The following is a 25,769-nucleotide window of genomic DNA, read 5'->3' on the forward strand; positions in this document are numbered from 1 at the left end:
ACGCGCACAAACCCGCGCCACCGAGGGCCGGGGGTCCTTAGAGTTCTCCCGTGCAGACGACGACGGGTGCGGTGGCGACCGTGGCGGACGTGGCGGCGCCGGTCGTCGCGGCGTCCGTGCTGGGCCACGTGGAGGTGACCCTCGACGGGGCCGCGGTGGACCTCGGCACCCCGAAGCAGCGGGCGCTGGTCGCCGCCCTGGCGCTCTCCCGAGGGCGCGCCGTCTCCGTCGACGGCATCGTCGACCTGCTCTGGGGCGAGACGCCGCCGAACGGCGTCAGTGCGACGCTGCAGGCCTACGTCTCCCAGTTGCGTCGTGTCCTCGAGCCCGGACGGGAGCGTCGGGCACCGGCGACGGTGCTGGTCACCGTCGCCCCCGGCTACGCCCTGCGCGTCGCGAGCGACGGCCTCGACGCCACCCGGTTCGAGGCGACGGTCGTCGAGGTGCACTCCTCCGTGCAGGGGCTCGACCTCACCGGCGAGCCAGCACTGTCGATGACCGACCTGACGGCGGTAGTCTCCGCGCTCGACGGTGCGCTCGCGCTCTGGCGCGGTGAGCCGTACGCCGAGCTCGCCGATGCCCCCGCCGCTGTCGCCGAGCGCGCCCGGCTGGAGGAGCTGCGGCTCGTGGCGCTGGAGGACCGCGCCGTCGCGCGCCTCGCCCTCGGGCAGCACGCGACGGTCGCCGCCGAGCTGGAGGCGCTGACCGCCGCGCACCCCCTCCGCGAACGGCTCTGGGGCCTGCGAGCTCTCGCACTCACGCGCGCGGGACGCCAGGCGGAGGCCCTCGACGCGCTCCGTCGCGTCCGCGAGCTGCTCGACGAGGAGCTCGGTCTCGAGCCGTCGGCCGAGCTGCGCGAGCTGCAGACGGCCGTGCTGCGCCAGGACCCCTCGTTGGAGTGGGTGGCGCCCCCCGTCGGCACCGCCGCCGCTCAGTTCAGCGTGCCGCAACCGCGGGCCGAGGCCCCCGTCGGGCCCGTCGCGGTCGCGCCGTGGCCACTGTGCGGTCGGGACGACGAGCTGGGCGCTCTGGTGGAGCTGCTCGACAGGTCGGCCGGTGGCCGGGCGTCGTACGCCGTGCTGACCGGCGAGCCCGGCATCGGCAAGTCACGCCTCGCCGCCGAGCTGGCCGCGCGTGCGCGTGCTCGAGGCGTCCGGGTGCTGCGCGGACGGTGCTCGCAGGACGACGGCGCACCGCCGCTGTGGCCGTGGCGGTCGGTGCTCGACAGCCTGGGGGCCGAGCTGCCCGATGCCGATGGTGAGGACATCGGCGCGGCCTTCCGGGTGTGGGAGCGGATCTGCGGCGAGGTGGTCAGGGCGGCGGACGAGGGCCCGGTCCTGCTCCTGCTGGACGACCTGCACTGGGCGGACCCGTCGAGTCTGCGGGTGCTGCGACTCCTCGTCGACACGGCGCCCTCGAGCACACGCCTGCTCGTCGTCAGCACCCGACGCTCGCACCCGGCGCCCGAGGGTCTGCTCGCCGACGTGGCGGAGGCGCTGGCCCGCCAGCACGCGCTGCGGCTCGAGCTCACCGGTCTCGGCGCCGAGGCCGTCGGCGAGCTGTTCAGCGCGGTGTCGGAGCGCTCACTCGGTGGCGACACCGCTGCCGAACTGCAGGGTAGGACCGACGGCAACCCGTTCTTCCTCGTCGAGTACGCGCGGCTCGCTGCCTCGAACCGCGACGACCGGCTGCCGGAACGGCCGCCGACGGCGGTCGCCGAAGTGCTCGGCCGGCGTATCGAGCGCCTCCCGGCCGAGACGGTCTCTGCGCTGCGTTATGCCGCCCTGATCGGGCGTCGGTTCGACGTGCCGACGCTCGCGGCGGCGACCGGGAGCGACGAGGACGCGATCCTCGACGTCGTGGAGCCGTCGCTGGTCGCCGGCCTGGTCCGTGAGGACGGCATCGACAGGTTCGTGTTCGGGCACGCGCTCGTGAGGGACACGCTGCGCAGCAACGTCGCCGCCAGCAGGCTCGCCCGCGCCCACGCGGCGGTCGCGCGGGCGCTCGAAGGGCAGCCCGAGCGGGAGACGGAGGTCGCCCGGCACTGGCTGGCCGCCGGCCCCGGGCACGCGGCGCAGGCCTGGCGCGCTGCCGTCGCGGCCGCCCGGGTCGGCCGCCGGCTGCACGCGTACGACGAAGCGGCCGAGCTGCTGCGTGCGGCGCTGTCCTCGATGGCGGACGACCCCGACGCGACCCTGCGGGATCGCTACGACACCTTGATGGACCTCATCGAGGCCTACCGCTGGGCCGCGCTGCTGCCCTCGCTCGTCGAGTGTGCCGAGGAGGCGATCGACGTCGCGAAGCAGATGCGTGACCCCGAGGCGGTCGCCCGGGCGGCGACGGCGGCGACGCAGTCCTCGCTCTGGCGCTCTGCGCCCCCTGGCGAGGTGAACGAGAAGGTGGTCGACGCCCTCCGCGGCTCCCTCGAGCGGCTTCCCGAAGGCGACGGCGAGCTGCGCTGCCGGACGATGCTGGCTCTCGCCAACGAGCTCTTCGAACAGGCCCCCTTCGCGGAGCGGGCGGCGATCGTCGACGAGGCGACCGACATGGCCCGCCGCATCGGTGAGCCGCGGCTCGTCATCGACGCGTGCCTGGTCGGCTTCGTCGCGCTCTGGACCGTCTGGACCGCGGGGGAGCGGCTCGTGCGTGTGACCGAGGCGATGGAGCTGGCGCGGGAGACCGGGCAGGAGCGCGAGTTCCTGGTCGCGGCCACGCTGCGCGCCGTCGTGCTCGGGGAGCTGGGCCGTCCGCGGGAGATGTCCGAGGCGGCCGAGGTGGCCCGCGCGGAGGCACGGCGGTTGCGGATCGCGTTCGCCGAGGCCATGCTGCACGGGCTCGAGGTGCCGTGGCTCGCGATGCGCGGGGAGTTCGACGAGTGCGAGCGACGGCTCGAGGAGCTGCGGGGCATCGCGCTCGCGATGGCCCACACGGATGTCGACGAGTCCATCGCCGCCTGCCTGCTGACCATCCGGCTGTGGCAGGGCCGTCCGGCTGACGCCGTACCGGTCCTGCGTGCGCTCGACGACGGCGTCGACGACTTCGTCCCCACGGTGGCGGTCTACCTCTGGCGCGCGGGTCTGGAGGCCGAGGCGCGCACCTACTTCGCGGCCCGCCGCCTCGCCGTGCCGGCTGACGGAGAGGTGGAGCTGCACACGGTCGCGCACGCCGCCGAGCTGAGCCTCTACCTGGGCATCCCGGACATGGCGGCGGTCTGCTACAAGCGCCTCAAGTCATACGCCGGGATGACCGTGAGCCTCGGTGCCTCGATGGCGCTCGGACCGGTCGAGGCCTATCTCGCCTTCGCCGCCGCGGCGGCCGGCGACAAGGCGACGGCCGGGGTGGAGGCGGACCGTGCGCTGGCGCAGGCCCGGGAGTGGGAGCTCGCGGTGTTCGTGGACTGGTTCGAGGGCCTCAGATCGGCGTACGGATTCTGAGGCGGCGGAGGATTCGACCCGACGGGGTCCGGCACGGTCGAATGGGAGCGTGACCATCACGACGCCGCCGCCGAGCCTGCTGAAGACGCGCACCTCCGTGGCGCTGTCGTTCGCGCTCAACGGGTTGCTCTTCGCGACGCTCGTGTCCCGCTTTCCCGACGTGCGAAGTGACCTGTCACTGACCAACTCCGCGCTGGGCCTGCTCCTGATCTCCGCCTCGATCGGCTCGGTCCTGTCGCTCCCGCTGAGCGGCCGCGTCATCGAGCGGTTCAAACCTCGGGCGACGGTCCGCGGCAGCTCGTTGGTGGTGGGCGCTGGCCTCCTCGTCACCGCCGTCGGTGCGACGGTCCTGGGGCAGCCGCTGGTGGCTGCCGTCGGCCTGTTCGCCTACGGCGTCGGCACCTCGCTGTGGGATGTCGCGATGAACGTCGAGGGCGCCGAGGTCGAGCGTCGGCTCGGTCGCACGATCATGCCGCGCTTCCACGCCGCCTGGAGTCTCGGCTCGATCGCGGGCGCCGGCATCGGCATCCTGATGGCGGCGCTGTCCGTGCCCGTCGTGGTGCACGACGCGCTCATCGGGGTGATCGCGGTCGCGCTGGCGATCCGCACAGCGGGCACGTTCCTGCCCGTCGAGGAGCAGGCTCACGTGTCCGACGAGCCGCGGGTCTCCGCCTGGCGCGAGCCCCGCACGCTGCTGATCGGGCTGATGGTGCTCTGCTACGCCACCGTCGAGGGCACGGCCAACGACTGGCTCTCGCTCGCCGTGATCGACGGCTACGACACCCCGCACTGGGTGGGCGTCGCCGGCTTCTCCGTCTTCGTGATCGCGATGACCACAGGACGCTTGGTCGGGCCGATCGCGCTCGACCGGCTCGGGCGCGCCCCCGTGCTGTGGATCTGCTCCGGGGCAGCCGCCGTCGGCGTGCTCATCACCGTGTACGGCGGGTCCCTGGCCGTCATGTTCGTCGGCATCGTCGTGTGGGGGCTCGGTGCGTCCCTCGGCTTCCCGGTCGGGATGAGCGCGGCCGCGGACGACCCGGCCCGCGCCGCCGCACGGGTCTCGGCCGTGGCGACGATCGGCTACGCGGCGTTCCTGGCGGGTCCACCGCTCCTCGGCGTGCTGGGCGACGCCGTCGGCACGCTCCAGGCCCTCGTCGTGGTCGCGGTGCTGATGGTGCCGGCCTCGCTCACGGTCTTCGCCGCGCGTCCGCGGGCCCACGTGTCACCGTGACAGCGTGAGCGCCCGGCGCACCGGCCGCGTCAGCGCACCGACCGGGTGAGCAGCCGGTCCGGGTGCAGGCGCAGGTAGGCGCCGGCTCCGATCGGCCTGCGCCGTGCGTAGCCCTCCGGCAGCCAGACGTCGCCACGCCGCGACAGGTAGACGACCTGCCAGTCGTAGAGGCCGCGCAGCGCGGCGGGGTCGGCGCGCAGCACGGCGGCGTACGCCTGGACACCGCGCACGTAGCGGCTCGAGTGGTTGTAGGCGTACAGGGCCCTGTCGACGTGCCCACGTCCGCCGCCGTTGTGGGCGAGGTAGCGCGCAGCGCCGAGGATCGCGTCGTGCGGGTCGTCGATGTCGCCCTTGCCGTACGCCGCCCACGTCGCCGGCATGAACTGCATCGGTCCCTGGGCGCCGGCGGCCGACGTCCCGCGGATGCGGCCCATGCCGGTCTCGACGAGGTTCACCGCGGCGAGGACCTGCCACGGCACCCCGAACCGGCGTTCGCCGTCACGGTAGAACGCGAGCAGGTCGGGCTCGGGCGCCGGCGCCACGATCCTCCAGGCGGGGAGCGTCCGCGACAGGCGCAGGTGCATGCCGCGGAAGGCGCGCCGCGCGTCCACGTGCAGCCGGACGGTCCGGCGCAGGCGCGGCGGAACTGCGCGCGCGACCGGCCGGACCCATGCAGGCCGCCGTGCCAGCTGCCGGTAGAGCGCCTGTGTCTCGAAGCCGGCCTGGGCCGCGGCGCCCCGGGGTGCGGCCGGGTCGCGGCTGATCCGCTCGGCCGCCGCCAGTCGGGCGGCGAGGTCAGCGGCGGTCCGGGCCTCGTGTGGCGTGGTCAGTGCGAAGGCGGCCACGGCGGGTCGTGAGACGCTCGCCGTCGACGTTCGTCCGGCGTGCTCGGGACGCTGCCACCGGCCGGCGTCGGACGTGTGCGTGCAGGCGGTCGTCAGCACCGCGACCAGTGCGGCCGCGGAGCCGAGCAGCCGCCGGGTCACGAGTCCCGCTCGCCCCCCGGCACCCAGAGCACGTCACCCTGCTCGCGGTTCTCGTAGCGGGCCAGGATGAAGAGCAGGTCCGAGAGCCGGTTGAGGTAGGTGATGGCCAGCTTGTTCATCGTCTCGCCGTGCACCTCGTACGCCGCCCAGGCGGACCGCTCCGCACGCCGCGCGACGGTGCGCGCCACGTGCAGCTGCGCCGACGCGAGGGTCCCGCCCGACAGGATGAAGGAACGCAGGTTGGTCAGGGACTCGTTGTAGGTGTCGCACCAGCCTTCGAGCCGGTCGACGTACGCCTGCTCGACGCGCAGGGGCGGGAACTCCGGGTCCGCGACGACCGGTGTCGCGAAGTCGGCGCCGACGTCGAACAGGTCGTTCTGCACGCGCGTGAGCACGGCGGCGACGTCGGGGGAGACGGGCGCCGCCGCGAGCGCGACGCCGATGTGGGCGTTGGTCTCGTCGACGTCGGCGTACGCCGCCAGGCGCAGGTCGGTCTTGGTCGTCTCGCTCATGTCGCCGAGTCGCGTCGTGCCGGCGTCGCCGGTGCGGGTGTAGATCCGGGTGAGGTTGACCATGCCCCGACTCTACGGCGCGCACGGGGCGCGCCCGCGGCCCCGTCCGTCCGGATGCAACCGAATCCGGTCCCACGACGTCTCTGTTGATGACGACGGACCTCGTCGGGTACCAGCCCGGCCCACCGCCGGGTCGCCGACCCGGCTCGACCTGAGGGAGCAGCGGCGATGGACATCGTGATCGACGGACCGGTCCTGGTTCTGGCGGGCGACTTCGACGTGCGCAGCACGTTCCAGGTCCGCAACGCGCTCTACGACCTGCTCGCGACCTACGACGACGTCGTCGTCGACCTCGCCGGAGTGACCGCCGTCGACATGACCGCTCTCAAGGTGCTCGCCGCCGCCACCCGACGTACGGCGCAAGAGGGCCGGCACCTCACCCTCCGCGGCTGCTGCCCGGCGGTCCGTCGGATGCTGCACCTGACCCGCCTGGCTAGGGTCGTCGAGGTCGAGCGGGTCAGCGCCTGACGCGTCGCCGCCGACGTGACATCTTCCACAACGGCGGCGGTTACCAACGCGTAACTACGGCCCTACGCTCGGATCATGGCTGAGAAGGACCGTCCCTGGGTCATGCGCACGTACGCCGGGCACTCCACCGCCGCGGCGTCCAACGAGCTCTACCGCACCAACCTGGCCAAGGGCCAGACAGGTCTGTCGGTGGCTTTCGACCTGCCCACGCAGACCGGCTACGACCCGGACAGCCCGCTCGCCAAGGGCGAGGTGGGCAAGGTCGGCGTCCCGGTGCCGCACCTCGGCGAGATGCGCAAGCTCTTCGACCAGATCCCGCTCACCGAGATGAACACCTCGATGACGATCAACGCGACCGCGATGTGGCTGCTGGCGATGTACCAGGTCGTCGCCGAGGAGCAGAACGGTGTCTCGGCAGCCTCGACGGACGAGGAGCGGGCGCAGGTCGCCGCCCAGCTCGCCGGCACCACCCAGAACGACATCATCAAGGAGTACCTCTCCCGCGGGACCTACGTCTTCGGCCCGGACCACTCCCTGCGCCTGATCGGCGACATGATCGCCTACACGGTCCACCAGATCCCGAAGTGGAACCCGATCAACATCTGCAGCTACCACCTGCAGGAGGCCGGGGCGACGCCGGTGCAGGAGATCGCCTACGCGATGTGCACCGCGATCGCCGTGCTCGACCAGGTGAAGGCGTCGGGCCAGGTCTCGGAGGCGGACTTCGGCAAGGTCGTCGGGCGCATGTCCTTCTTCGTCAACGCGGGCGTGCGGTTCGTCGAGGAGATGTGCAAGATGCGCGCTTTCGTCGAGCTGTGGGACGAGATCACCCGGGAGCGCTACGGCGTGACCGACGAGAAGATGCGGCGGTTCCGCTACGGCGTCCAGGTCAACTCGCTCGGTCTCACGGAGGCGCAGCCGGAGAACAACGTGCAGCGCATCGTGCTGGAGATGCTCGCCGTGACGCTGTCGAAGAACGCACGTGCCCGCGCCGTTCAGCTCCCGGCATGGAACGAGGCGCTCGGCCTCCCTCGGCCCTGGGACCAGCAGTGGTCGCTGCGTCTGCAGCAGGTGCTCGCCTTCGAGTCCGACCTGCTCGAGTACGACGACCTCTTCGACGGCTCGCCCGTCGTGGAGGCCAAGGTCCGTGAGCTCGTCGAGGGCGCCAGGGCCGAGATCGACCGCGTGCAGGCGATGGGTGGCGCGATCGCGGCGGTCGAGTCGGGCTACATGAAGTCCGCGCTGGTCTCCTCGCACGCCGTACGCCGCTCGCGCATCGAGTCCGGCGAGGAGATCGTCGTCGGCGTGAACCGGTTCGACACCACCGAGCCGTCACCCCTGACGGCCGACCTGGACGCCGCGATCATGGTCGCCGATCCGCAGGCAGAGGCGGCCGCCCTGGCCTCCGTCGAGGCGTGGAAGGCGCAGCGCGACGCGACCGAGGTCGCCGAGGCGCTGGCGGCCCTCGCGGCGGCGGCGAAGACCGACGAGAACCTCATGCTCTACACGCTCGCGGCCGCCCGGGCCGGCGCCACGACGGGGGAGTGGGCACAGACGCTGCGCGAGGTGTTCGGGGAGTTCCGCGCCCCGACGGGCGTCTCCGGCGCCGTGGGGGCCGTCTCGCAGGCCGGTGAGGCCGGCTCCGAGCTCGCGGCCGTGCGTGAGCGGGTCAAGGCCACCGGCGAGCAGTTGGGCGGCCGGCTGCGCGTGCTGATCGGCAAGCCGGGTCTGGACGGCCATTCCAACGGCGCGGAGCAGATCGCCGTACGCGCCCGCGACGCGGGGTTCGAGGTGATCTACCAGGGGATCAGGCTCACCCCCGAGCAGATCGTGTCGGCCGCCGTCGCCGAGGACGTCCACCTGGTCGGCCTCTCGATCCTCTCGGGCTCCCACATGGAGCTCGTGCCCGACGTCCTCGAGGGGCTTCGGGCGGCGGGCCTCGACGACGTCCCGGTCATCGTGGGCGGCATCATCCCCGACTCCGACGCACGCCGGCTCAAGGAGCTCGGGGTCGCCGCGGTCTACACGCCGAAGGACTTCGGCCTGACCGAGATCATGGGCGGGTTCGTCGACGTGATCCGCCATGCGAGCGGACTCGACTGACACCCGCCGCGGACGTCATACGAAGTGGTTGCTCCGGTCGCCGGCTCGTATGGCGTCCTGGCCCGTCGGACGCCACATTAGGTAAGGCTTACCTTTTCGGGTAGCCTGCCGCCCGTGGGGAAGAAGAAGCAGGTGAAGTCGCTGCCGAAGACCGAGTGCTGCGTGTCCAAGTCACGCTGCTCGCGGTGCCCCCTGCAGATGCTCAAGGACGGCACCCTGCCCGCGGGGTATACGGTCAAGAAGCGCAAGCTCGTCAGCCTCGATGGCAGCAAAGTGACCAAGAAGCGGCTCAAGGCAGCCGCCTGATCCCCGCAGGAGCCCGTGTTGCCCGCTGACCGGTTCGTCCAGCAGCTCAACGCCCAGATCGCGAACGAGCTCGCCGCACACAACCAGTACCTCGCCTGCGCCGTCTACTACGACGCGCTGACGATGCCGCAGATGGCGGCCTTCTTCTACGGCCAGGCGGCCGAGGAGCGCGACCACGCCCTGATGATGGTGCAGTACCTGCTGGACACCGACTCGACGGTGGAGATCGGTGCCGTCGCGGCCGCGACGTCGGCGTTCGACGGCGTGGTCGCACCGGTCGCCCTCGCCCTCGAGCAGGAGAAGCGGGTCACCGACCAGATCAACGAGCTGTACCGGACCGCTCGCGAGGAGATCGACTTCGCCTCCGAGCAGTTCATGGGCTGGTTCATCACGGAGCAGGTCGAGGAGGTGGCCACGATGAGCGACCTGCTCGCGGTGGTCACCCGCAACCGTGACGACGTGGAGCAGATCGAGGAGTACGTCGCTCGCGAAGCAGGCGGCGCCGGCGCCGACCCGACCGCTCCGAGGATCGCCGGCGCCTGAGCCCGGACGCCTTCCGGTCAGACGAGGTGGCTGAGCGGCCACGTCTGACCGGTGCTGCTGTCGATGAGCGCTGCGCGCTCGAGTCGTACGACGATCGGCACCGCGTCCGCGACCGTCGTCGTGACCGCTGAGAGCCGCGGCGCCGGCGTCCGGGTCGCCACCGAGATGTGCGGCACCCAGCGTCCGGGGGCGTAGTTGCGATGCAGGTCCGCCCCGGTCGGGCCGAGTGCCGCGACGACGGCTTCCTGCCGTCTCACCAGGTCCGCGTCCGCGGACGGCGCGAGCGCTACCCGGCCTCGCGGGAAGACGAGGCTGCCGTGGCACGAGACGCTGATCGGCTCGCCGGCCGGCAGCGCCTCGAGCGCCGACCGTACCCGGTCGAGATCCCAGCTGCGCAGCACGGCGAGCGACAGGTGCGGGTGGTGCCGGCCGTGCGTGTGACTGGCCAGGGTCGTCACGCCCAGCTCCTCCACCCGCGCCCAAAGGCCGCGGACGAGGCGTTCGGATCGCCGGTCGAAGAGCAGGCAGACAGCGAGCGCCATCGTCACCCGAACGGCGCGAGTGGCACCGCAGCGACGACCGCGTCGGCGTTGATCGGCCCGTAGACGTGCGGATAGGTGTCGTCGCCGACCGGGTCCTCCCGCCACGGGGGATCGAGCCGGGCGACGTCGATCACGAGCAGGGCGAGCGGTTCGTTGACCTCGGCGTAGTAGCGGCGGCGTACGTGCTCCCACTGGTCACCGCGCGCCGCGTGGATGAAGCCCTCCTGCTCGAGGGACACCCCGATCGTGGAGGTGGTGTACTCGCCCGCTGCGAGCGCGGCCCTCCAGTCCGCGGCGGTGGCGACGTGGAAGATGACGCGGGTCTGGTCCGTCACCGGTGCCCCCGTCGTGCTCAGGCCGGCTCGGGGAGCCGGCGCGAGACCTCGTCGAGCTCGGTCTCGACACCGTCCAGCCTGGTCTCGACCCGATCGAGGCGCTGGGTGTTCTCGAGCTGCGTGGCCCTGATGTCGGTCATGAGCTCGTCGATGGACACGGTCTCGTTCTCGAGCCGGGCCACCCGGAGCTTGAGGCTGGGATCGCGGGTCATGGCGGTCACCGTACGTGTGAGTCTGAGCGACGCGCCAGCGCGAGGTTCGTGCCTGTGGACTCTCAGAAGAGGCGGTCGGTCGCGTCGTCCAGACCTCGCAGTGCGTCGTAGTCGACCAAGGCGCACACGATGCCGCGGTCCTCGGCCAGCACCCGCGCCTGCGGCTTGATCTCCTGGGCCGCGAAGACCCCTCGGACGGCACCCTTGGTGGTCAGGAGTGGATCGCGGTTGAGCAGCTCGAGGTAGCGCGTCAGCTGCTCGACGCCGTCGATCTCGCCGCGGCGCTTGATCTCGACCGCGACCGCCGTGCCGTCGGCGTCACGGCACATCAGGTCGACCGGCCCGATCGCGGTCGGGAACTCGCGGCGCACGAGCCGCAGGCCCGGGGCGAGGGTCTCGGGGTTCTCAGCGAGCAGCTCCTGGAGGTGCTTCTCGACCCCGTCCTTCTGCAGGCCCGGGTCGATGCCGAGCTCGTGCGCGGTGTCGTGGTGGATCTCGTCGATGGTGATGCGCAGGGTGTCGGCCGGTCCCTTCGCCGTGCTCCGCGCCGTGACGGTCCACTCGACGCGGCCGTCGTCAGCGGTGCCCTCGTTGAGCGTGCACGGCGGTGACATCCAGTTGAGCGGCTTGTAGGAGCCGCCGTCGGAGTGCACGAGCACCGACCCATCGGCCTTGATCATGAGGACCCGGGTGGCCATCGGCAGGTGGGCGGTCAGCCGCCCGGCATAGTCCACCTGGCAGGTCGCGACGACGAGTCTCACGGGCGGACACCCTACGTCAGAGTCCGGCGTGACCTCGGTCACGATGGGGTTACCGACGGGTAGGAACCACTGTCACACTGCCGATATGACGCAGACGTTCGAGACCCTGGTCTTCCCGTACCTCAACCACGCGGTCCGGATGTTCGAGTCGGGGTACGCCACGGCGGCCGACATCGACAACGCCATGCGCTTCGGCTGCGGCTATCCCCAAGGGCCCCTGGCGACGCTCGACGAGCTCGGGCCCGCGACCGTTCGAGACGCCCTCGCGGCACGTCACGCCGAGACGGGCGACCACCTGCACCAGCCCGCCGCGCTGCTCGAGAGGGTGGCCGACGAGGGCGGCTCCTTCACCGGGGGCGGCGACGCCGTGCCCGGTGAAGCCCGCCCGCAGCACGAGATCGCGACGATCGGCGTCGTCGGCACGGGCACGATGGCGAGCGGCATCGCGCAGGTCTTCGCCCAGAGCGGGTACGACGTCATCGTCGTCGGTCGCAGCGCGGAGAAGCTCGCCGGCGTGACCGGCTACGTGACCAGGAACCTCGACCGCGCCATCGATCGCGGGAAGTGTGACGCGGCGACGAGGGACGCCGTCCTCGGTCGGCTCATCGGCACCACGTCGCGCGCCGACCTGGCGGGCGTCGACCTGGTCGTCGAGGCGATCGCGGAGGACCTCGCCGTCAAGACCGAGCTGTTCAGGGAGCTCGATCGGATCCTGCGGCCCGGCGCCATCCTCGCCACCACGACCAGCAGCCTGCCGATCACCGAGCTCGCCAAGGCGACGGACCGTCCGAGCGACGTGATCGGCATGCACTTCTTCAACCCCGCCCCGGTGATGAAGCTCGTCGAGATCGTCACGACCGAGCTGACGAGTCCCGAGGTCGACGAGACCATCAGGGCGTTGACCACGAAGGCCGGCAAGGTCGGCGTCTCGTGTGGGGACAGGGCCGGGTTCATCGTGAACGCGCTGCTCTTCCCCTACCTCAACGACGCCGTGAAGCTCGCGGAGTCGAGTGCCGACCTGGCGGCGGTCGACGCCGACATCAAGGAGTCCGCCGGTTTCCCGATGGGCCCGTTCGAGCTGCTCGACGTGGTCGGCAACGACGTGTCGCTGGCGATCCAGGAGGAGCTCTTCCGCGAGTTCGGTGAGCCCGGCTTCGCTCCTGCGAAGACCCTCGTCGCCAAGGTCGAGGCGGGCGACCTGGGTCGCAAGACCGGCCGAGGCTTCCACGACTACCGCTGAGCGGACAGCAAAATTTCTCCGTATCGGCCCGAGTAAAACAGAGGCATTTCTGGTTACCGGCGCTCCATGAGTGTCGAGACCGGTCGGATCACCACCGACATCCCCGCCCGCCTGGACAGGCTTCCGTGGGCACGCTGGCACTGGCTCGTGGTGATCGGGCTGGGCACCGTCTGGATCCTCGACGGCCTCGAGGTGACGATCGTCGGGTCGATGTCCGACGCCCTCAAGCCGCACGACACCGGGTTGGGGATGAACAGCTTCGACGTCGGCTTCGCCGGAGCGGCGTACGTCGCCGGCGCCTGCATCGGTGCGCTGTTCTTCGGTCATCTCACCGACCGGTTCGGCCGCAAGAAGCTCTTCATGCTCACCCTCGGCATCTACACGATCGCCACCGTGCTGACGGCGTTCTCGCCGAACCCGCTGTGGTACTTCGCCGCCCGGTTCCTCACCGGCGCCGGCATCGGCGGTGAGTACGCCGCCATCAACTCCGCGATCGACGAGCTGATCCCTGCTGCGCACCGCGGCCGGGTCGACGTCGCGATCAACGGGTCCTTCTGGGTCGGCGCGGCGGCGGGATCCCTGCTCACGATCCCACTCCTCGACCCGAGCATCGTCGACCCTGCCTGGGGCTGGCGGATCGCGTTCGGCCTCGGCGCCGTGCTCGCCGCCGGCATCCTCGTCGTACGACGAAATGTGCCGGAGAGCCCGCGGTGGCTGTTCATCCACGGCCGCGAGGACGAGGCCGAGGAGATCGTGCGCGACATCGAGCGGACCGTGCAGGAGGAGTCGGGTGCGCGGCTGTCCGAGCCGGACGACACGATCACCATCCGCCAGCGCAAGTCCATCGGGTTCGGCCTGATCGCCCGCACGGTCATCTCGCTCTACCCCCGTCGCACGATCCTGTGCTTCTCGCTCTTCGTCGGGCAGGCGTTCCTCTACAACGCGTTCTTCTTCACCTACGGCGACACCCTGACCACGTTCCTCGGGGTGAAGCAGACCGGGTGGTACATCGCCGTCTTCGCGGTGTTCAACTTCCTGGGCGCGCTGGTGCTGAGCCCGCTGTTCGACAAGGTCGGCCGCGTCAGGATGATCGCGGGCACCTACATCCTCTCGGGCGTGCTGCTGGGGGCGGCCGGGGTCTTCCTCGGCGACTTCAACGCCGTCACGCTCACAATGATGGGTGGAGTCATCTTCTTCTTCGCCTCCGCGGGTGCGAGTGCGGCGTACCTCACCGCGAGCGAGGTCTTCCCGCTGGAGACGCGCGCGCTGTGCATCGCCTTCTTCTACGCGATCGGCACGGCGGTCGGCGGCATCAGCGGTCCGCTGTTCTTCGGCTGGCTCATCCAGCAGGCGTCGGCGGACAAGGACATCACGGCGATCGCGGCGGGCTACTTCGTGGGGGCCGTCCTGATGATCGCGGGTGGCGTCGTCGAGGCGTTCCTGGGCGTGAAGGCAGAGGGCCGGTCGCTGGAGAGCATCGCCCAGCCGCTCACCGTCGAGGACGACGGCGGTTCGGGCGATGACGACCGGCCGCTGCGCACGCGTCCGGCGCCTGCGGGCTGAGGTGTCGCTGGGCACCGAGCCGTAGGCTGGACGGCATGGGCTTCCTGGTGCTGCTGGCCGTCGTCGCGGTGGTCGTTGTCGTCGTCTCGCGCGCGAACAAGAGGCGGGAGCTCGAGCGCAAGCGCACGGCGCTCGAGCCGGTGAAGAAGCTGGCCTACGAGGACGTGACGGCGCTCGGCGAGCAGCTGCGGGCGCTCGACCTCGAGGTGGCCGGCACCGACCTCGACGAGGGTGCTCGCGCGGACTACCAGCGTGCTCTGGACGCCTACGAGTCGGCGAAGGCATCGGCGGACGCGATGACGAGGCCGGAGGACATCGCGCACGCCACGAGCATCGTCGAGGACGGGCGCTACGCGATCGACTGCGTCCGGGCCCGGGTCAAGGGCATCGAGCTGCCGACCAAGCGGCCGCCGTGCTTCTTCGACCCGCGCCACGGCATCTCGAAGACCGACGTGCCGTGGACCTTCCCCGACGGCTCGGTCAAGCAGGTGCCCGCGTGCGCGCTGGACGCCGACCGGCTGAGGGTCGGGGCGGCGCCCGACATCCGGCAGGTGATGGTCGGACCGCAGCGGGTGCCGTACTGGCAGGGCGGTCCCCAGTACCAGCCGTACGCGCGTGGCTACTTCGGCACCTTCGGCCCGCTCGACTGGCTCTTCGTCGGCATGTTCGCCGACGACATCCTGTGGGGGCTCGGAGGCCTGGCGGACGGCATCGGGGACGGGATCGGCGGCGCGTTCGACGGGATCGGGGACGGGATCGGCAACATCGGCGACGGCATCGGGGACATGTTCGACGGGTTCGACCTCTGACCCCGGCTGCCGGCGTGGCCCGCCCGATGCCAGAATCCGCGGAATGAAGAGCAACCGGCTCGAGGCGTTCAGCGACGGCGTACTCGCCATCATCATCACGATCATGGTGCTGGAGCTCAGGACGCCCGAGTCGCACACACTCCGCGGTCTGTGGGACGAGACCGGCCTGGGCCTGCTCACCTACCTGCTCAGCTTCGTGTACGTCGGCATCTACTGGAGCAACCACCACCACCTCTTCCAGGTGACGCGGCACGTGGACGGCACGGTGCTGTGGGCGAACCTGCACCTGCTGTTCTGGCTGTCCCTCTACCCCCTCACCACCCGGTGGATGGACGAGTCCGACCTGGCGCTGGTCCCGACGGTCGTCTACGGCGTCAACCTGCTCCTCAGCGCCGTGGCGTACTCGCTGCTCGTCCTCGCGATCCGGCGGCTGCCGACCAGCGCCCACTTCGGCGAGGTCTTCGGCGCCGACTACAAGGGCAAGGCCTCGCTGGCGCTGTACGCGCTCGGCATCGGACTGTGCTTCGTGCAGACCTGGCTCGGCGTCATCCCGTTCGTCGTCGTCGCGCTGATGTGGCTGATCCCCGATCGACGGGTGGAGCGCTGGCTGCAGGACCGCGACGAGATGCCCCGGCCCGGATCGGACGGATCCGCGGTATGAGCGACCTCCACGTCCTGCGTCTGGGCGAGACCGGGTCGCCCGTCGTCTTCCTGCACGGACTCTTCGGGCAGGGCCGCAACTGGATGACCGTGGCGAAGGCGATCGCCGACCGGCACAGGGTCACGCTCGTCGACCTGCCCAACCACGGGCGGTCGGCCTGGACCGAGCACATCGACTACGTCGAGATGGCCGGCCAGGTCGCCGCCGTCATGGAGGCCGACGGGCCCGCGACGGTCGTCGGCCACTCGATGGGCGGCAAGGTGGCGATGGTGCTCGCGCTGACCCGGCCCGACCTCGTCGAGCGGCTGGTCGTCGCCGACATGTCGCCGGTCGACTACTCCGACGAGGCCGAGGCGACCGGCGGCGTCCTGGGCTACGCGCGGATCCTGCTCGGCCTCGACCTCGGCGGGGTCGAGCGGCGCGAGGACGCCGACCGGCTGCTCGCCGAGGAGGTGCCGAACACCACGATCCGCTCCTTCCTGCTCCAGAACCTCCGCCGCGACACCGGACGCGGGCCGGACACCTGGCGGTGGGCGGCGAACCTCGAGGCGATCGTGCGCGACGGGGCGACGCTCGCGGGCTGGCCCGAGGCGGCGCTCGCCGGACGTCCGGCGTACGCCGGCAAGGTGCTGTGGCTCGCGGGGGACCAGTCCGGATACGTGCAGCCGGCGTACGACGACGCGATGCGCCGCTGGTTCCCGTCCTACCGCAAGGTGACGATCAAGGGCGCCGGTCACTGGCTGCACTCGGAGAAACCGGACGTGTTCGTCGCCGCCCTGAAGCGCTTCCTCGGCGACTGACGCGACATCGCCGACGAAGAGTTTCGGCGACGCCTGCCACGAATCCTCGCCTCCGGGCGTCTGTCGTGCGTGGATGTGTCCGTGGACGACGCCAGAGCCGGGACGACCGGTGCGTTCGACGCCTGGGCGAGCGCCCGGGTGCCGGCGCTGCTGCGCTTCGCCTACGTGGTCACCGGGAGCCAGGCAGAGGCCGAGGACGCCGTCCAGGCGGCCCTGGAGCGGGCGCTGCCGCGCTGGGACAGGATCTCCCGTGCCGAGGACCCCGACGCCTACGTGCGTCGGATGGTCGTCAACGCCCACGTGTCGCTGTGGCGCCGCTCCGGACGGCACGAGTCGCCCGTGGCGCTCGTCTCGCTGAGCGAGGGGCCCGACCCCGCAGAGCAGGTGACGACGACCGAGGCGGTGCGCCGGGTCTGTGCCGGGCTGCCGCGACGGCAGCGGGTGGCCGTCGCGCTGCGGTTCTACGAGGACCGCGACTATGCGGAGATCGGGGCGTTGCTCGGCTGCTCCGAGGCGACGGCGCGGTCCTATGTCCACCGTGCGCTGCAGGCGCTACGGCGCGAGCTGGGTGAGGAGGAGTCCGATGCATGACCTCGAGCAGGCCTTCCGGTCCGCACTGACGGAGCTCGCCGACGACGCGGACGCGAGCCCGGCCGTCGTGCGGCAGGTGGTGGCGCGCGCACGGTCCGGGGTGGGCCGCCGACGCCGCTCGGCGTTCCTCGCGGTCGCCGGTGTCGCGGCGGCGGTGGTCGTCGTGGCCGGCGGCATCGCCGTGCTGCAGCGGCCGCCGGACGGCGGCAAGGGCGCGGCGTCGCCGACGCCGAGCCTCAACCCGCCCTCGGTGGCCCCGTCGATGCCCGGCGGCTACCGGCTCGAGCTCTGGCACGACGTGGGCGTCTACGTGCCTGCTCTCTGGGGCTGGGGCTCGGCGCCGACGTCGGTCGGCGGGGGTGCCCCTGTGCTGTGCGGTGCCGGGGTGGTGCAGGAGGACGGGCACCGGGTCGACAACCCCACGCTGCCGTACGTCGGCCGGCCGGTGGTGCTCTCCGGCACCTGCGACGGCAGCTGGGCGCACGAGCGGCCCCAGGCGGCGTACGTCTGGATCGGTGGCGACGTGCCCCCGGGCAGCGTCGACCTGGGTGGCGGCTGGGTGCGCCAGACGGTCGACGTCGGCGACGTCGCGGTCTCGGTGGCGACCGACGACAGCGCGTTGCGACAGTCGATCCTCGCCTCGGCCCACCGGGTGACCGGCGACTGCCAGCCGCGGCTCGACAACCCGCCGGTCCCGGGCGGCACCACCGCCGCCGACTTCATCCCCGTGTCGATGACGGTGTGCGCCTACGCGGCGTCCAGCACCAAGCTGGACTACGACCTGCTCTACGAGCAGGAGCTCACGATGGGGCCGGCCAAGTACCTCGTCGACGCCGTCGACCACGCCAGGCCGATGGGCCCGGCGAGCTGCTTCTCGGCCAGCGGCGGGGAGTGGGCGCTGCTGCGGTTGCGGGGGAACGGTGGCTCGTTCCGCGACTACGTCGTCGACATGTCCTGCCCGAGCATCGTCGACCCGAGCGGCACGCAGCACGTGCTGGACCAGGAGACGGTGATCTGCTGGGCGGTCGGCGGCATCAACGCCGTCCTCCACTCCCACCCGCTCGTGGACGTGCCGGACCGGTTCATCCCGCCGCTGCCCTGATCCTCGGTCCGGGTCAGTCGGCCGCCTGCCGTGCGCGGTAGGCGGCCACGGCGTTGCGGTTGCCGCAGGTCGTCGAGCAGAACCGCTTCGACCGGTTGCGGGAGAGGTCGACGACGACGCCCTCACAGCCGTCGTCCGCGCAGACGCCGAGCCGCGACAGCTCGTCCTCGCGGATGACGTCGATCATCGCCAGGGCCGTCTCCACTGCGATCCGGGTCGCGAGCGGGGCGTCGTCCGGCACCGCGTGCAGATGCCAGTCGAGCGGCGCGTGCCGCACCAGGCGCGGGACCGCCTGGTGCTGGGCGAGCAGGTCGTTGACGATGCCGACGGCGGTGTCACGATCGGCGGTGAGGAGCTCCCGCAGTCGCGGCCGGAGTGCGCGCACGTCATCGAGCTCGGCCCGGGTCCGGTCGTGTCGCCCCGTGTAGCCGAAGCGATCGAAGAATGCGGTCAGGTCGGTGACGGCGTCGAGCGTCGGCGGCGGCTCGAGGGTGTTGACGAGCGCGGCGGCAGCCTGGAGCGACATCTCGGTGTCATGGGCGAAAACCACGTTGACAGGTTACATGATCGCTCCGTAGTGTCATGGGTCATGAGCACTTTGACCAATGAGCAGGATCGGCGCAGCGTGGCGGCGCCGCGGACTGCCGCCGGCGTCCTGCTGGCGATCGCGTCGGCGCTCACCTTCGGCCTCTCCGGGTCCTTCGCGAGCTCGTTGTTCGAGACCGGATGGACGCCCGGCACGACAGCGCTGGTCCGCTCCGCGATCGGGGCGCTCGTCGCGCTCCCGTTCGGGGTGGCCGCGCTCGGCGGCCGCTGGCACCTGCTGCGCGCCAACCTCGGGCTGCTCACCGCCTACGGCGTGCTGGCGGTGACCGGTGCGCAGTTCTGCTACTTCATGGCGGTGCAGCGGATGGAGGTCGGCCCGGCCCTCCTCATCGAGTACACGGCGCCCGCCGCCGTCGTGCTCTGGCTCTGGCTCCGGCACGGGCAGCGCCCCGGGCCGGTCACGGTGCTCGGCGCCGTGCTGGCCGCGGCCGGGCTCACGCTCGTCCTCGACCTGACCGGCGGCGCGAGCCTGGACGTCGCCGCCGTCGGGTGGGCGCTGCTCGCGATGACGGGCGCGGCGACGTACTTCGTCGTCAACGCCGACCACTCCAGCGGCCTGCCGCCGGTGACACTCGCGGCGGGCGGCCTCCTGTTCGGTACGGCGGTGATGGGGCTGCTCGCGCTCTGCGGCGTGCTGCCCATGGGCGCCAGCACCTCCGACGTCGTGCTCGCCGGACACCAGACGCCCTGGTGGGTGCCCGTCCTGCTGCTGGGCGTGGTGACGTCCGGGATCGCCTACCTGACGGGTGTCGCCGCGGGCCGTCTGCTCGGCGCCCGGCTCGGCGCGTTCATCGCGCTGTTCGAGGTGGTCGCGGGCGTCGGGTTCGCCTGGCTCTTCGTCGACCAGCTCCCGGCCGTCGTCCAGCTCGCCGGCGGACTGCTCATCCTGGCCGGGGTCATCGCGGTCAAGCTCGGCGAGGGGCGGGTCGTGACGGTCGAGCCCGTCGACACCGCCGTCAGCTGACGTCCTGCTGCCGCACGAACACCTCGCGCGTCAGCATCATCAGCGCCGCGGCCGTCGGGATCGCCAGCAACGCGCCGACGACGCCGAGCAGCGCCGCACCGACGAGGGCGGCGATCACGGTGACGACACCGGGAACGTCGACCGACTTGCTCATCACCCGCGGGTAGATCACGTAGTTCTCCACCTGCTGGTAGACCACGTAGAAGATCACGCAGATGACGCCGATCGTTGGGTCGGTGGCGAAGCCGATGGCGGTGACGATGACCGCGCCGATCGTCGCGCCGATCATCGGGATCACGTCGAGCAGCGCGACGACGAACGCGAGCGCGACGGCGTAGTTGCCCATGCCGACAGCGAACAGGAAGATCAGCGAGGAGACGCCGGCGCACAGTGCGACGACGAACGCGCCGGAGACGTAGCCGCCGACGCCGTCGATCACGCGGTCGCCGAGCTTGCGGACCCGGTCGCGGCGCGACGCGGGCGCGAGGCGGTACAGCGCGTTCTTGGCCTGGTCGAGGCCGGCGAGGAAGTAGAGCGTCATCACCGTGATGACGAACATGTTCGCCACTGCGCCGAGCACGGCGAGGCCGACGCCGAGCGCGCCACCGAAGATGCCGCTGACGAAGTCGCCCTTGGTGACGTACTCCTTGGTCTTGTCGATGATCTGGTAGTCGTCGTTCAGCTGCTGGATGCGGCGGTTGCGCTGCAGCGAGTCGAGCCAGTCGGGCGCACTGTTGCTGATCGCCTTGACCTGGTCGACCATCACCGGCACGAAGGCGACGAGGAACAGCGCCACCGCGACGAGCAGGAGGATCATCACGGTCAGCACGGCCAGCGATCGGCGCATCCCACGCCGCTCGAAGAAGCGCACCGACGGGTTGAGGCCGGCCGCGATGAAGAACGCGACCAGGATCTGGACGAGGACGCTCCTGATCGACCAGACCGCGTTGCCGACGGCGTACGCCGAGAGCAGGCCGAGGCCGCCGAGGAAGCCGACGAGGTACGGCGCACGGCGCGACAGCCGAGGACCGGGCGTGCCGAGATCGTCCCCGGTGTGATCCTCCGGGCCGAGCGGCTCGCGCTCCTCGTCTGCCGGGGTGTCCGCCGTCGCCGTGCCCTTGTCGGCGTCGGTCACTCGGCGTCCTGGCCGGTGTCCTCGCCGGTCTCCTCGCCGGCGTCCTGACCCTGGTCCTGGTCCTTGCTCTGGGACTTGGCCTGGGTCTGGGTCGGCGGCTGCGTCGAGGTCTTGGTCTTCGTCTGGGTCTTGGGCCGGCTCGCGGCCTCGTCGGCGTCGGCGTCGTCGTCGCCGCGCGTGAAGCGCGCCACCAGGTCGTTGAGCGACGACAGCTGAGCCGTGATCGCGTCGCGCCGCTTGCCCATCCGCTCGACCTCGGACCGGGTCCGGGCCAGGGCCTGCTCGGCCTCCTCGTTGCCGGCGGAGGCGATCTGCTCGGCCTGCGTGCGCGCAGCCGCGAGGATCTGCTCGGCCTCGCGGCGGGACCGGGTCAGCAGGCTCTCGGCGTCGCTCTCGGCCTGCTGTCGCAGCTCGGTGACCGAGCTGTTGGCGACCCGTGCGCGGTCCTCGGCCGACGCGGCACGTGCCTCGGCCTCCTCGACCAGCCGGCGGGTCTCGGCGAGCTTGCTCGCGTGGAAGTCGGTCGCCTCGCGGGCCAGTCGCTCCTTCTCCACGGCGAGCATCCGCCGCGCCTCCTGGACCTCGCGGTCGGCGCCGGCGCGCGCCTGCTCGACCTCGCGCTGCGCCTGGGTGCGCATCTCGGTGGTCTCCTGCTCGGCCGCGAGTCGCAGCTGCTCGGCCTCACGCTTCGCAGCGGCCAGCATGTCGTCGGCCTCCGCGCGGGCGTGGTTGCGCTGCTGCTCCGCATCGGTCACCAGACGGGCGCGGTGCGTCTCCAGCTCCTTGAGCTGCTCGGCGCGGGACTCGTCCATCTCCCGGGTGGCGTCGAGCGTGATCGTCTTCGCGTCGCGACGGGCACGGTCGCGGATCTCGACGGCCTCCTTCTCGGCGGTCGCGATGATCTCGCCCGCCTCCTCCTCGGCGAGGCGCAGCATGGCGCTGGCCCGGCCGCCGAGGCCGGCGTACGACGGGGTCTGGCTCTCGGCGAGCTGGTCGGTGGCCGACTTCAGCCTGCCCTCGAGCTCGGTGATGCGCTGCTGTGCCGCGGAGAGGCTGCTGCTCAGGCCGGCGTTCTCCTGGGCGTGCTGCTTGAGGCGCGCGTCGACCGCAGCCGGGTCGTAGCCGCCGCGGCGCACGACCGGCAGGGGAGCGGCGCTCGAGCCCGCCGGCGTCGCCGCGCCGGCCGGCCGGGCGGCCGGGGCGGGGGTCGAGGGTGAGGCCGGCACCCGGGGCATGACCCGGGTCTCCTCGGCGGCCTGGTCTGCCGGAGCGTCCCGCTTGGCGGTCTGCTCCGGCTCGTCGTCGAAGATCGACAGGCCCTGTTCGCTCATGATGGCGGATTCCTCTTCCCGAATTGGTCGGTGGTTCGTCGGCGTCGTCGCGCGCGGATGCCCCCATCCTCGCTGATGGAAGGCTGTCACAAAAACGGGATGGGTCGCAGCATGCTGCGACCCATCCCGAACGTGTCGTCGATCCCGGTCGCGCGGCCGATCCGCGGACGCCCTGGAAGCAGTCCGCGAGCCGGTCCGGCCGCGGCTCAGACCCCGCGGAAGCGGTTGATGGCGTCGAGGTGCCGGGCGCGCATCTCGTGGTCGAGGACGCCGAGGCCCTCCTCCGGGGCGAGCGCGAGGACGCCGACCTTGCCCTGGTGCTTGTTCTGGTGGACGTCGAGGGCTGCCTGGCCGACCTCGTCGAGGGTGTAGGTCCTCGACAGGGTGGGGTGGATCTTGCCCTTGGCGATGAGGCGGTTGGCCTCCCACGACTCGCGGTAGTTGGCGAAGTGGCTGGAGATGATCCGCTTGAGGTTCATCCACAGGTAGCGGTTGTCGTACTCGTGCATGTAGCCGGTGGTCGAGGCGCAGGTGGTGATCGTGCCGCCCTTGCGGGTGACGTAGACGCTCGCGCCGAAGGTCTCGCGGCCGGGGTGCTCGAAGACGATGTCGATGTCCTCGCCGCCGGTGAGCTCGCGGATGGCCTTGCCGAGCCGCTGCCACTCCTTGGGGTTCTGGGCGGTGCCGTCCTCGTTCCAGAACTTGAAGTCCATCTCCGAGCGGTTGATGACGAGCTCGGCGCCCATCGACCGGACGATCTTGGCCTTCTCCTCGTTGGAGACGACGCAGACCGGGGTGGCGCCGCCGTTGAGGGCGTACTGCGTCGCGAAACCGCCCAGGCCGCCCGAGGCGCCCCAGATGAGGACGTTGTCGCCCTGCTTCATCGCGCCGCCGTTCTTGGACACGAGCTGGCGGTAGGCGGTGCAGTTGACGAGGCCGGGGGAGGCGGCCTCCTCCCAGGTGAGGTGCTCGGGCTTGGGCATCAGCTGGTTGGCCTTGACCATGGCGACGTCGGCCAGGCCGCCGAAGTTGGTCTCGAAGCCCCAGATGCGCTGCTCGTTGTCGAGCATCGTGTCGTTGTGCCCGTCGGGCGACTCCAGCTCGACGCTCAGGCAGTGGGCGACGACCCGGTCGCCCGGCTTCCACTTGGTGACGCCGGGGCCGGTCTTGAGCACGACGCCGGACAGGTCGGAGCCGACCACGTGGTAGGGCAGGTCGTGGCGCTTGGTGAGCTCGGAGAGCCGGCCGTAGCGCTCGAGGAACCCGAACGTGGAGACCGGCTCGAAGATCGAGGTCCACACCGTGTTGTAGTTGATCGCGCTGGCCATCACCGCGACCAGAGCCTCACCCGGGCCCAGCTCGGGGACGGCCACGTCCTCGACGTGCAGCGACTTGCGGGGGTCCTTGTCCTTGCTCGCGATCCCCTCGAACATGTCGACCTCGTCCTTGTGGACGGTCGCGGCACGGTAGTGGTCGGGGATCTCGAGGCTCGCGAACTCCTCGGCCGGCGTGTCACCGGCGAGGATGGCGTCCAAGATGTGCTGCACGTCGGCTCCTGCAAGGTCTGCGTTCGTGGACGGATGGTCAGGGGGTGGTCCGTCGGACCCGGTATCCCTGGATTGCGCGGAACATTACTGATGGGTAACCGGGCTGCCCAGCCGGTGTGACTTTCCGCTCACCCTGGCACGGGGTGGCCCGCGGCCGGCTCGACCAGCTCGACGAGCACACCCCCGGCGTCCTTGGGGTGGACGAAGTTGATCCGGCTCTCGGAGGTGCCGCGGCGCGGGGCGTCGTACAGCAGGCGAACGCCTCGCTCGCGCAGGATCGCGCTCACCTGCTCGACATCGGTGACCCGGTAGGCCAGCTGCTGCAGACCCGGGCCGTTGCGGTCGAGGAACTTGGCGATCGTCGACTCGGGGGAGAGCGGCGCCAGCAGCTGGATGCAGGAGCCGGAGTCGCCGACGGCCATCATCGCCTCCGCGACACCCTGCTCCTCGTTGACCTCGCGGTGCGCCAGTCGCATGCCGAAGGTCGTCTCGTAGAAGGCGATCGCCTCGTCGATGTCGGCGACGGCGATGCCGACGTGGTCGATCGCGGTGAACAGGTGCTCGGGCAGCTGCAGCGAGGTCATGGAGGACATGGTGGTGTGGTGCCCGGTCGGCGCGACAGAATGTGTGACGAGTGCTACACCGCGACCGCCGCCCACCCCCTCCCCATGGTCTCTACCCGTAGGTAGGTTGGCGGAAAGCTCGTACGTCAACTGGAGGCTCGCATGTCCGGATCCGTCATCGTCGCCGGGGCCCGCACCCCGATCGGCCGCCTGAGCGGCGGCTTCAAGGACCTGTCCGCCTCCGACCTGGGTGGTCACGCGATCAAGGGTGCGCTCGAGAAGGCCGGCGTCACGGGCGACCAGGTCGACTACGTGATCATGGGCCAGGTCATCCAGGCGGGTGCCGGGCAGAACCCGGCTCGTCTGGCAGCGGTCAACGGCGGCATCCCGATGGGCGTGCCGTCGATGACGATCAACAAGGTGTGCCTCTCGGGCCTGAACGCCATCGCGCTGGCCGATCAGCTCATCCGTGCCGGAGAGTGCGAGATCGTCGTGGCCGGCGGCATGGAGTCGATGACCAACGCGCCGCACTTCCTGCCCAAGTCGCGCGAGGGCATCAAGTTCGGCGACGTCAAGCTCGTCGACTCGATGGCGTACGACGCTCTGTTCGACCAGTTCACCTCGCAGGCCATGGGTCTGCTGACCGAGGAGCGCAACGCCGCTGCCCAGAACCTGACCCGCGAGGAGCAGGACGCCTTCGCCGCCCAGTCGCACCAGAAGGCCGCGCTGGCCTGGAAGAACGGCGTCTTCGAGGACGAGGTCGTCCCGGTCTCCATCCCGCAGCGCAAGGGCGACCCGGTGGTCGTGTCCGCCGACGAGGGCGTCCGCGGCGACACCACCGTGGAGTCGCTCGGCAAGCTCCGCCCGGCCTTCAGCAAGGACGGCACCATCACGGCCGGCTCGGCGTCGCAGATCTCCGACGGCGCCGCCGCGGTGGTCGTCATGAGCAAGGCGAAGGCCGAGGAGCTCGGGCTCGAGTGGCTCGCCGAGATCGGCGCGCACGGGCAGGTCGCCGGCCCCGACTCGTCGCTGCAGCTGCAGCCCGCGGTCGCCACCGCGAAGGCGTGCGAGAAGGAGGGCATCAGCCCGACCGACCTCGACCTCGTCGAGTTCAACGAGGCCTTCGCCGCCGTCGGCATCTCGTCGGCCCGCGAGCTCGGCCTCGACGAGTCGAAGGTCAACGTCAACGGCGGCGCGATCGCGCTCGGCCACCCCGTCGGCATGTCCGGCACTCGCGTCGTGCTGCACCTCGCGCTGGAGCTCAAGCGACGCGGCGGCGGGGTCGGCGCGGCTGCGCTGTGCGGTGGCGGCGGCCAGGGCGACGCTCTCATCGTGCGCGTCCCGAGCAGCTGACGCTGGCGTTG

26 protein-coding genes are annotated in these 25,769 nt (G+C 71.3%); 15 read left to right on the top strand and 11 right to left on the bottom strand.

Features of this window, described 5'->3' with window-relative positions:
* Positions 1-50 precede the first annotated feature (50 nt).
* Positions 51-3,434, top strand: coding sequence for an ATP-binding protein (locus ABD205_RS15125; protein WP_344046116.1), 3,384 nt, complete (start codon positions 51-53; stop codon positions 3,432-3,434).
* A gap of 49 nt (positions 3,435-3,483) precedes the next feature.
* A complete protein-coding gene (locus tag ABD205_RS15130; protein ID WP_344046118.1) occupies positions 3,484-4,665 on the top strand; it encodes an MFS transporter in 1,182 nt (393 codons plus the stop codon).
* A 29-nt stretch (positions 4,666-4,694) separates the two neighbouring features.
* On the opposite strand, the gene ABD205_RS15135 is transcribed toward ABD205_RS15130, so the two are convergent.
* Together ABD205_RS15135 and ABD205_RS15140 are read right to left on the bottom strand one after the other, a co-directional pair.
* Positions 4,695-5,651, bottom strand: a complete 957-nt coding sequence (locus ABD205_RS15135; RefSeq protein WP_344046120.1) for a lytic transglycosylase domain-containing protein — start codon at positions 5,649-5,651, stop codon at positions 4,695-4,697.
* Positions 5,648-6,226, bottom strand: coding sequence for a cob(I)yrinic acid a,c-diamide adenosyltransferase (locus tag ABD205_RS15140; RefSeq protein ID WP_344046122.1), 579 nt, complete (start codon positions 6,224-6,226; stop codon positions 5,648-5,650). The genes ABD205_RS15135 and ABD205_RS15140 overlap by 4 nt, the downstream gene beginning before the upstream one ends.
* 165 nt (positions 6,227-6,391) lie before the next feature.
* Between ABD205_RS15140 and ABD205_RS15145 the strand changes: the two genes are divergently transcribed.
* The 4 genes from ABD205_RS15145 (at position 6,392) to ABD205_RS15160 (ending at position 9,643) form a co-directional block, all read left to right on the top strand.
* A complete protein-coding gene (locus tag ABD205_RS15145) occupies positions 6,392-6,691 on the top strand; it encodes an STAS domain-containing protein (protein ID WP_344046124.1) in 300 nt (99 codons plus the stop codon).
* A 75-nt stretch (positions 6,692-6,766) separates the two neighbouring features.
* Entirely contained in the window at positions 6,767-8,794 is a 2,028-nt protein-coding gene (locus tag ABD205_RS15150) for a protein meaA (protein WP_486348421.1), read from the top strand.
* Positions 8,795-8,908: 114 nt separating this feature from the next.
* Positions 8,909-9,100 (top strand): hypothetical protein, encoded by a 192-nt coding sequence (locus ABD205_RS15155; protein WP_344046126.1) that lies wholly within the window; start codon positions 8,909-8,911, stop codon positions 9,098-9,100.
* 15 nt (positions 9,101-9,115) lie between these two features.
* The gene (locus ABD205_RS15160; protein ID WP_344046128.1) at positions 9,116-9,643 is read left to right on the top strand and encodes a ferritin; all 528 of its coding nucleotides are present in this window, start codon (positions 9,116-9,118) and stop codon (positions 9,641-9,643) included.
* 17 nt (positions 9,644-9,660) lie between these two features.
* Here ABD205_RS15160 and ABD205_RS15165 read toward each other — a convergent pair whose 3' ends face one another.
* The 4 genes from ABD205_RS15165 to nucS all read right to left on the bottom strand — a co-directional run bounded on the left by ABD205_RS15165 (position 9,661) and on the right by nucS (position 11,493).
* The gene (locus ABD205_RS15165; RefSeq protein WP_344046130.1) at positions 9,661-10,185 is read right to left on the bottom strand and encodes a 2'-5' RNA ligase family protein; all 525 of its coding nucleotides are present in this window, start codon (positions 10,183-10,185) and stop codon (positions 9,661-9,663) included.
* Between the two features lie 2 nt (positions 10,186-10,187).
* Positions 10,188-10,520, bottom strand: coding sequence for a DUF952 domain-containing protein (locus tag ABD205_RS15170; RefSeq protein WP_344046132.1), 333 nt, complete (start codon positions 10,518-10,520; stop codon positions 10,188-10,190).
* A 17-nt stretch (positions 10,521-10,537) separates the two neighbouring features.
* Positions 10,538-10,732 carry a hypothetical protein gene (locus tag ABD205_RS15175; protein ID WP_344046134.1) on the bottom strand — a complete coding sequence of 65 codons (195 nt, stop codon included), beginning with the start codon at positions 10,730-10,732 and terminating at the stop codon, positions 10,538-10,540.
* A gap of 62 nt (positions 10,733-10,794) precedes the next feature.
* Positions 10,795-11,493 (bottom strand): endonuclease NucS, encoded by a 699-nt coding sequence (gene nucS / locus ABD205_RS15180; RefSeq protein ID WP_344046136.1) that lies wholly within the window; start codon positions 11,491-11,493, stop codon positions 10,795-10,797.
* A gap of 85 nt (positions 11,494-11,578) precedes the next feature.
* On the opposite strand from nucS, the gene ABD205_RS15185 reads away from it, so the two are divergent.
* From ABD205_RS15185 to ABD205_RS15215, 7 genes are all read left to right on the top strand, one after another.
* The gene (locus ABD205_RS15185; protein WP_344046138.1) at positions 11,579-12,733 is read left to right on the top strand and encodes a 3-hydroxyacyl-CoA dehydrogenase NAD-binding domain-containing protein; all 1,155 of its coding nucleotides are present in this window, start codon (positions 11,579-11,581) and stop codon (positions 12,731-12,733) included.
* 66 nt (positions 12,734-12,799) lie between these two features.
* Positions 12,800-14,296, top strand: a complete 1,497-nt coding sequence (locus ABD205_RS15190) for an MFS transporter (RefSeq protein WP_344046140.1) — start codon at positions 12,800-12,802, stop codon at positions 14,294-14,296.
* Positions 14,297-14,331: 35 nt separating this feature from the next.
* A complete protein-coding gene (locus tag ABD205_RS15195) occupies positions 14,332-15,105 on the top strand; it encodes a hypothetical protein (protein WP_344046142.1) in 774 nt (257 codons plus the stop codon).
* A 43-nt stretch (positions 15,106-15,148) separates the two neighbouring features.
* Positions 15,149-15,766, top strand: coding sequence for a TMEM175 family protein (locus tag ABD205_RS15200; RefSeq protein WP_344046144.1), 618 nt, complete (start codon positions 15,149-15,151; stop codon positions 15,764-15,766).
* Positions 15,763-16,566, top strand: a complete 804-nt coding sequence (locus tag ABD205_RS15205; protein WP_344046146.1) for an alpha/beta fold hydrolase — start codon at positions 15,763-15,765, stop codon at positions 16,564-16,566. The genes ABD205_RS15200 and ABD205_RS15205 overlap by 4 nt, the downstream gene beginning before the upstream one ends.
* Before the next feature lie 81 nt (positions 16,567-16,647).
* Complete coding sequence (locus ABD205_RS15210) at positions 16,648-17,157, top strand: SigE family RNA polymerase sigma factor (RefSeq protein ID WP_344046148.1); 510 nt, start codon at positions 16,648-16,650, stop codon at positions 17,155-17,157.
* Positions 17,150-18,259, top strand: coding sequence for a hypothetical protein (locus ABD205_RS15215; RefSeq protein WP_344046150.1), 1,110 nt, complete (start codon positions 17,150-17,152; stop codon positions 18,257-18,259). Before ABD205_RS15210 ends, ABD205_RS15215 begins: the two co-directional genes overlap by 8 nt.
* Before the next feature lie 13 nt (positions 18,260-18,272).
* On the opposite strand, the gene ABD205_RS15220 is transcribed toward ABD205_RS15215, so the two are convergent.
* Positions 18,273-18,809, bottom strand: coding sequence for a CGNR zinc finger domain-containing protein (locus tag ABD205_RS15220; RefSeq protein ID WP_344046152.1), 537 nt, complete (start codon positions 18,807-18,809; stop codon positions 18,273-18,275).
* Positions 18,810-18,848: 39 nt separating this feature from the next.
* Between ABD205_RS15220 and ABD205_RS15225 the strand changes: the two genes are divergently transcribed.
* A complete protein-coding gene (locus ABD205_RS15225) occupies positions 18,849-19,829 on the top strand; it encodes an EamA family transporter (protein WP_344046154.1) in 981 nt (326 codons plus the stop codon).
* Here ABD205_RS15225 and ABD205_RS15230 read toward each other — a convergent pair.
* The 4 genes from ABD205_RS15230 to mce form a co-directional block, all read right to left on the bottom strand.
* Entirely contained in the window at positions 19,822-20,964 is a 1,143-nt protein-coding gene (locus ABD205_RS15230; RefSeq protein ID WP_344046156.1) for an AI-2E family transporter, read from the bottom strand. The two genes, ABD205_RS15225 and ABD205_RS15230, sit on opposite strands and share 8 nt — an antisense overlap.
* Positions 20,961-22,295, bottom strand: coding sequence for a coiled-coil domain-containing protein (locus ABD205_RS15235; protein ID WP_344046158.1), 1,335 nt, complete (start codon positions 22,293-22,295; stop codon positions 20,961-20,963). Before ABD205_RS15235 ends, ABD205_RS15230 begins: the two co-directional genes overlap by 4 nt.
* 206 nt (positions 22,296-22,501) lie before the next feature.
* The gene (gene ccrA, locus ABD205_RS15240; protein ID WP_344046160.1) at positions 22,502-23,842 is read right to left on the bottom strand and encodes a crotonyl-CoA carboxylase/reductase; all 1,341 of its coding nucleotides are present in this window, start codon (positions 23,840-23,842) and stop codon (positions 22,502-22,504) included.
* Between the two features lie 128 nt (positions 23,843-23,970).
* Complete coding sequence (gene mce / locus ABD205_RS15245; RefSeq protein WP_344046162.1) at positions 23,971-24,426, bottom strand: methylmalonyl-CoA epimerase; 456 nt, start codon at positions 24,424-24,426, stop codon at positions 23,971-23,973.
* Positions 24,427-24,567: 141 nt separating this feature from the next.
* Between mce and ABD205_RS15250 the strand changes: the two genes are divergently transcribed.
* Complete coding sequence (locus tag ABD205_RS15250) at positions 24,568-25,758, top strand: acetyl-CoA C-acetyltransferase (RefSeq protein WP_344046164.1); 1,191 nt, start codon at positions 24,568-24,570, stop codon at positions 25,756-25,758.
* Positions 25,759-25,769 lie beyond the last annotated feature (11 nt).

Source organism: Nocardioides panacihumi (assembly GCF_039530925.1).
Classification (GTDB): Bacteria; Actinomycetota; Actinomycetes; order Propionibacteriales; family Nocardioidaceae; genus Nocardioides; species Nocardioides panacihumi.

Coding starts and splice junctions, on each gene's coding strand:
- ABD205_RS15140 (WP_344046122.1), bottom strand. CDS start 6,226: ATGGTCAACCTCACCCGGATCTACACCCGCACCGGCGACGCCGGCACG.
- ABD205_RS15145 (WP_344046124.1), top strand. CDS start 6,392: ATGGACATCGTGATCGACGGACCGGTCCTGGTTCTGGCGGGCGACTTC.
- ABD205_RS15150 (WP_486348421.1), top strand. CDS start 6,767: ATGGCTGAGAAGGACCGTCCCTGGGTCATGCGCACGTACGCCGGGCAC.
- ABD205_RS15165 (WP_344046130.1), bottom strand. CDS start 10,185: ATGGCGCTCGCTGTCTGCCTGCTCTTCGACCGGCGATCCGAACGCCTC.
- ABD205_RS15175 (WP_344046134.1), bottom strand. CDS start 10,732: ATGACCCGCGATCCCAGCCTCAAGCTCCGGGTGGCCCGGCTCGAGAAC.
- ABD205_RS15185 (WP_344046138.1), top strand. CDS start 11,579: ATGACGCAGACGTTCGAGACCCTGGTCTTCCCGTACCTCAACCACGCG.
- ABD205_RS15190 (WP_344046140.1), top strand. CDS start 12,800: ATGAGTGTCGAGACCGGTCGGATCACCACCGACATCCCCGCCCGCCTG.
- ABD205_RS15195 (WP_344046142.1), top strand. CDS start 14,332: ATGGGCTTCCTGGTGCTGCTGGCCGTCGTCGCGGTGGTCGTTGTCGTC.
- ABD205_RS15200 (WP_344046144.1), top strand. CDS start 15,149: ATGAAGAGCAACCGGCTCGAGGCGTTCAGCGACGGCGTACTCGCCATC.
- ABD205_RS15205 (WP_344046146.1), top strand. CDS start 15,763: ATGAGCGACCTCCACGTCCTGCGTCTGGGCGAGACCGGGTCGCCCGTC.
- ABD205_RS15215 (WP_344046150.1), top strand. CDS start 17,150: ATGCATGACCTCGAGCAGGCCTTCCGGTCCGCACTGACGGAGCTCGCC.
- ABD205_RS15225 (WP_344046154.1), top strand. CDS start 18,849: ATGAGCACTTTGACCAATGAGCAGGATCGGCGCAGCGTGGCGGCGCCG.
- ABD205_RS15235 (WP_344046158.1), bottom strand. CDS start 22,295: ATGAGCGAACAGGGCCTGTCGATCTTCGACGACGAGCCGGAGCAGACC.
- mce (WP_344046162.1), bottom strand. CDS start 24,426: ATGACCTCGCTGCAGCTGCCCGAGCACCTGTTCACCGCGATCGACCAC.
- ABD205_RS15250 (WP_344046164.1), top strand. CDS start 24,568: ATGTCCGGATCCGTCATCGTCGCCGGGGCCCGCACCCCGATCGGCCGC.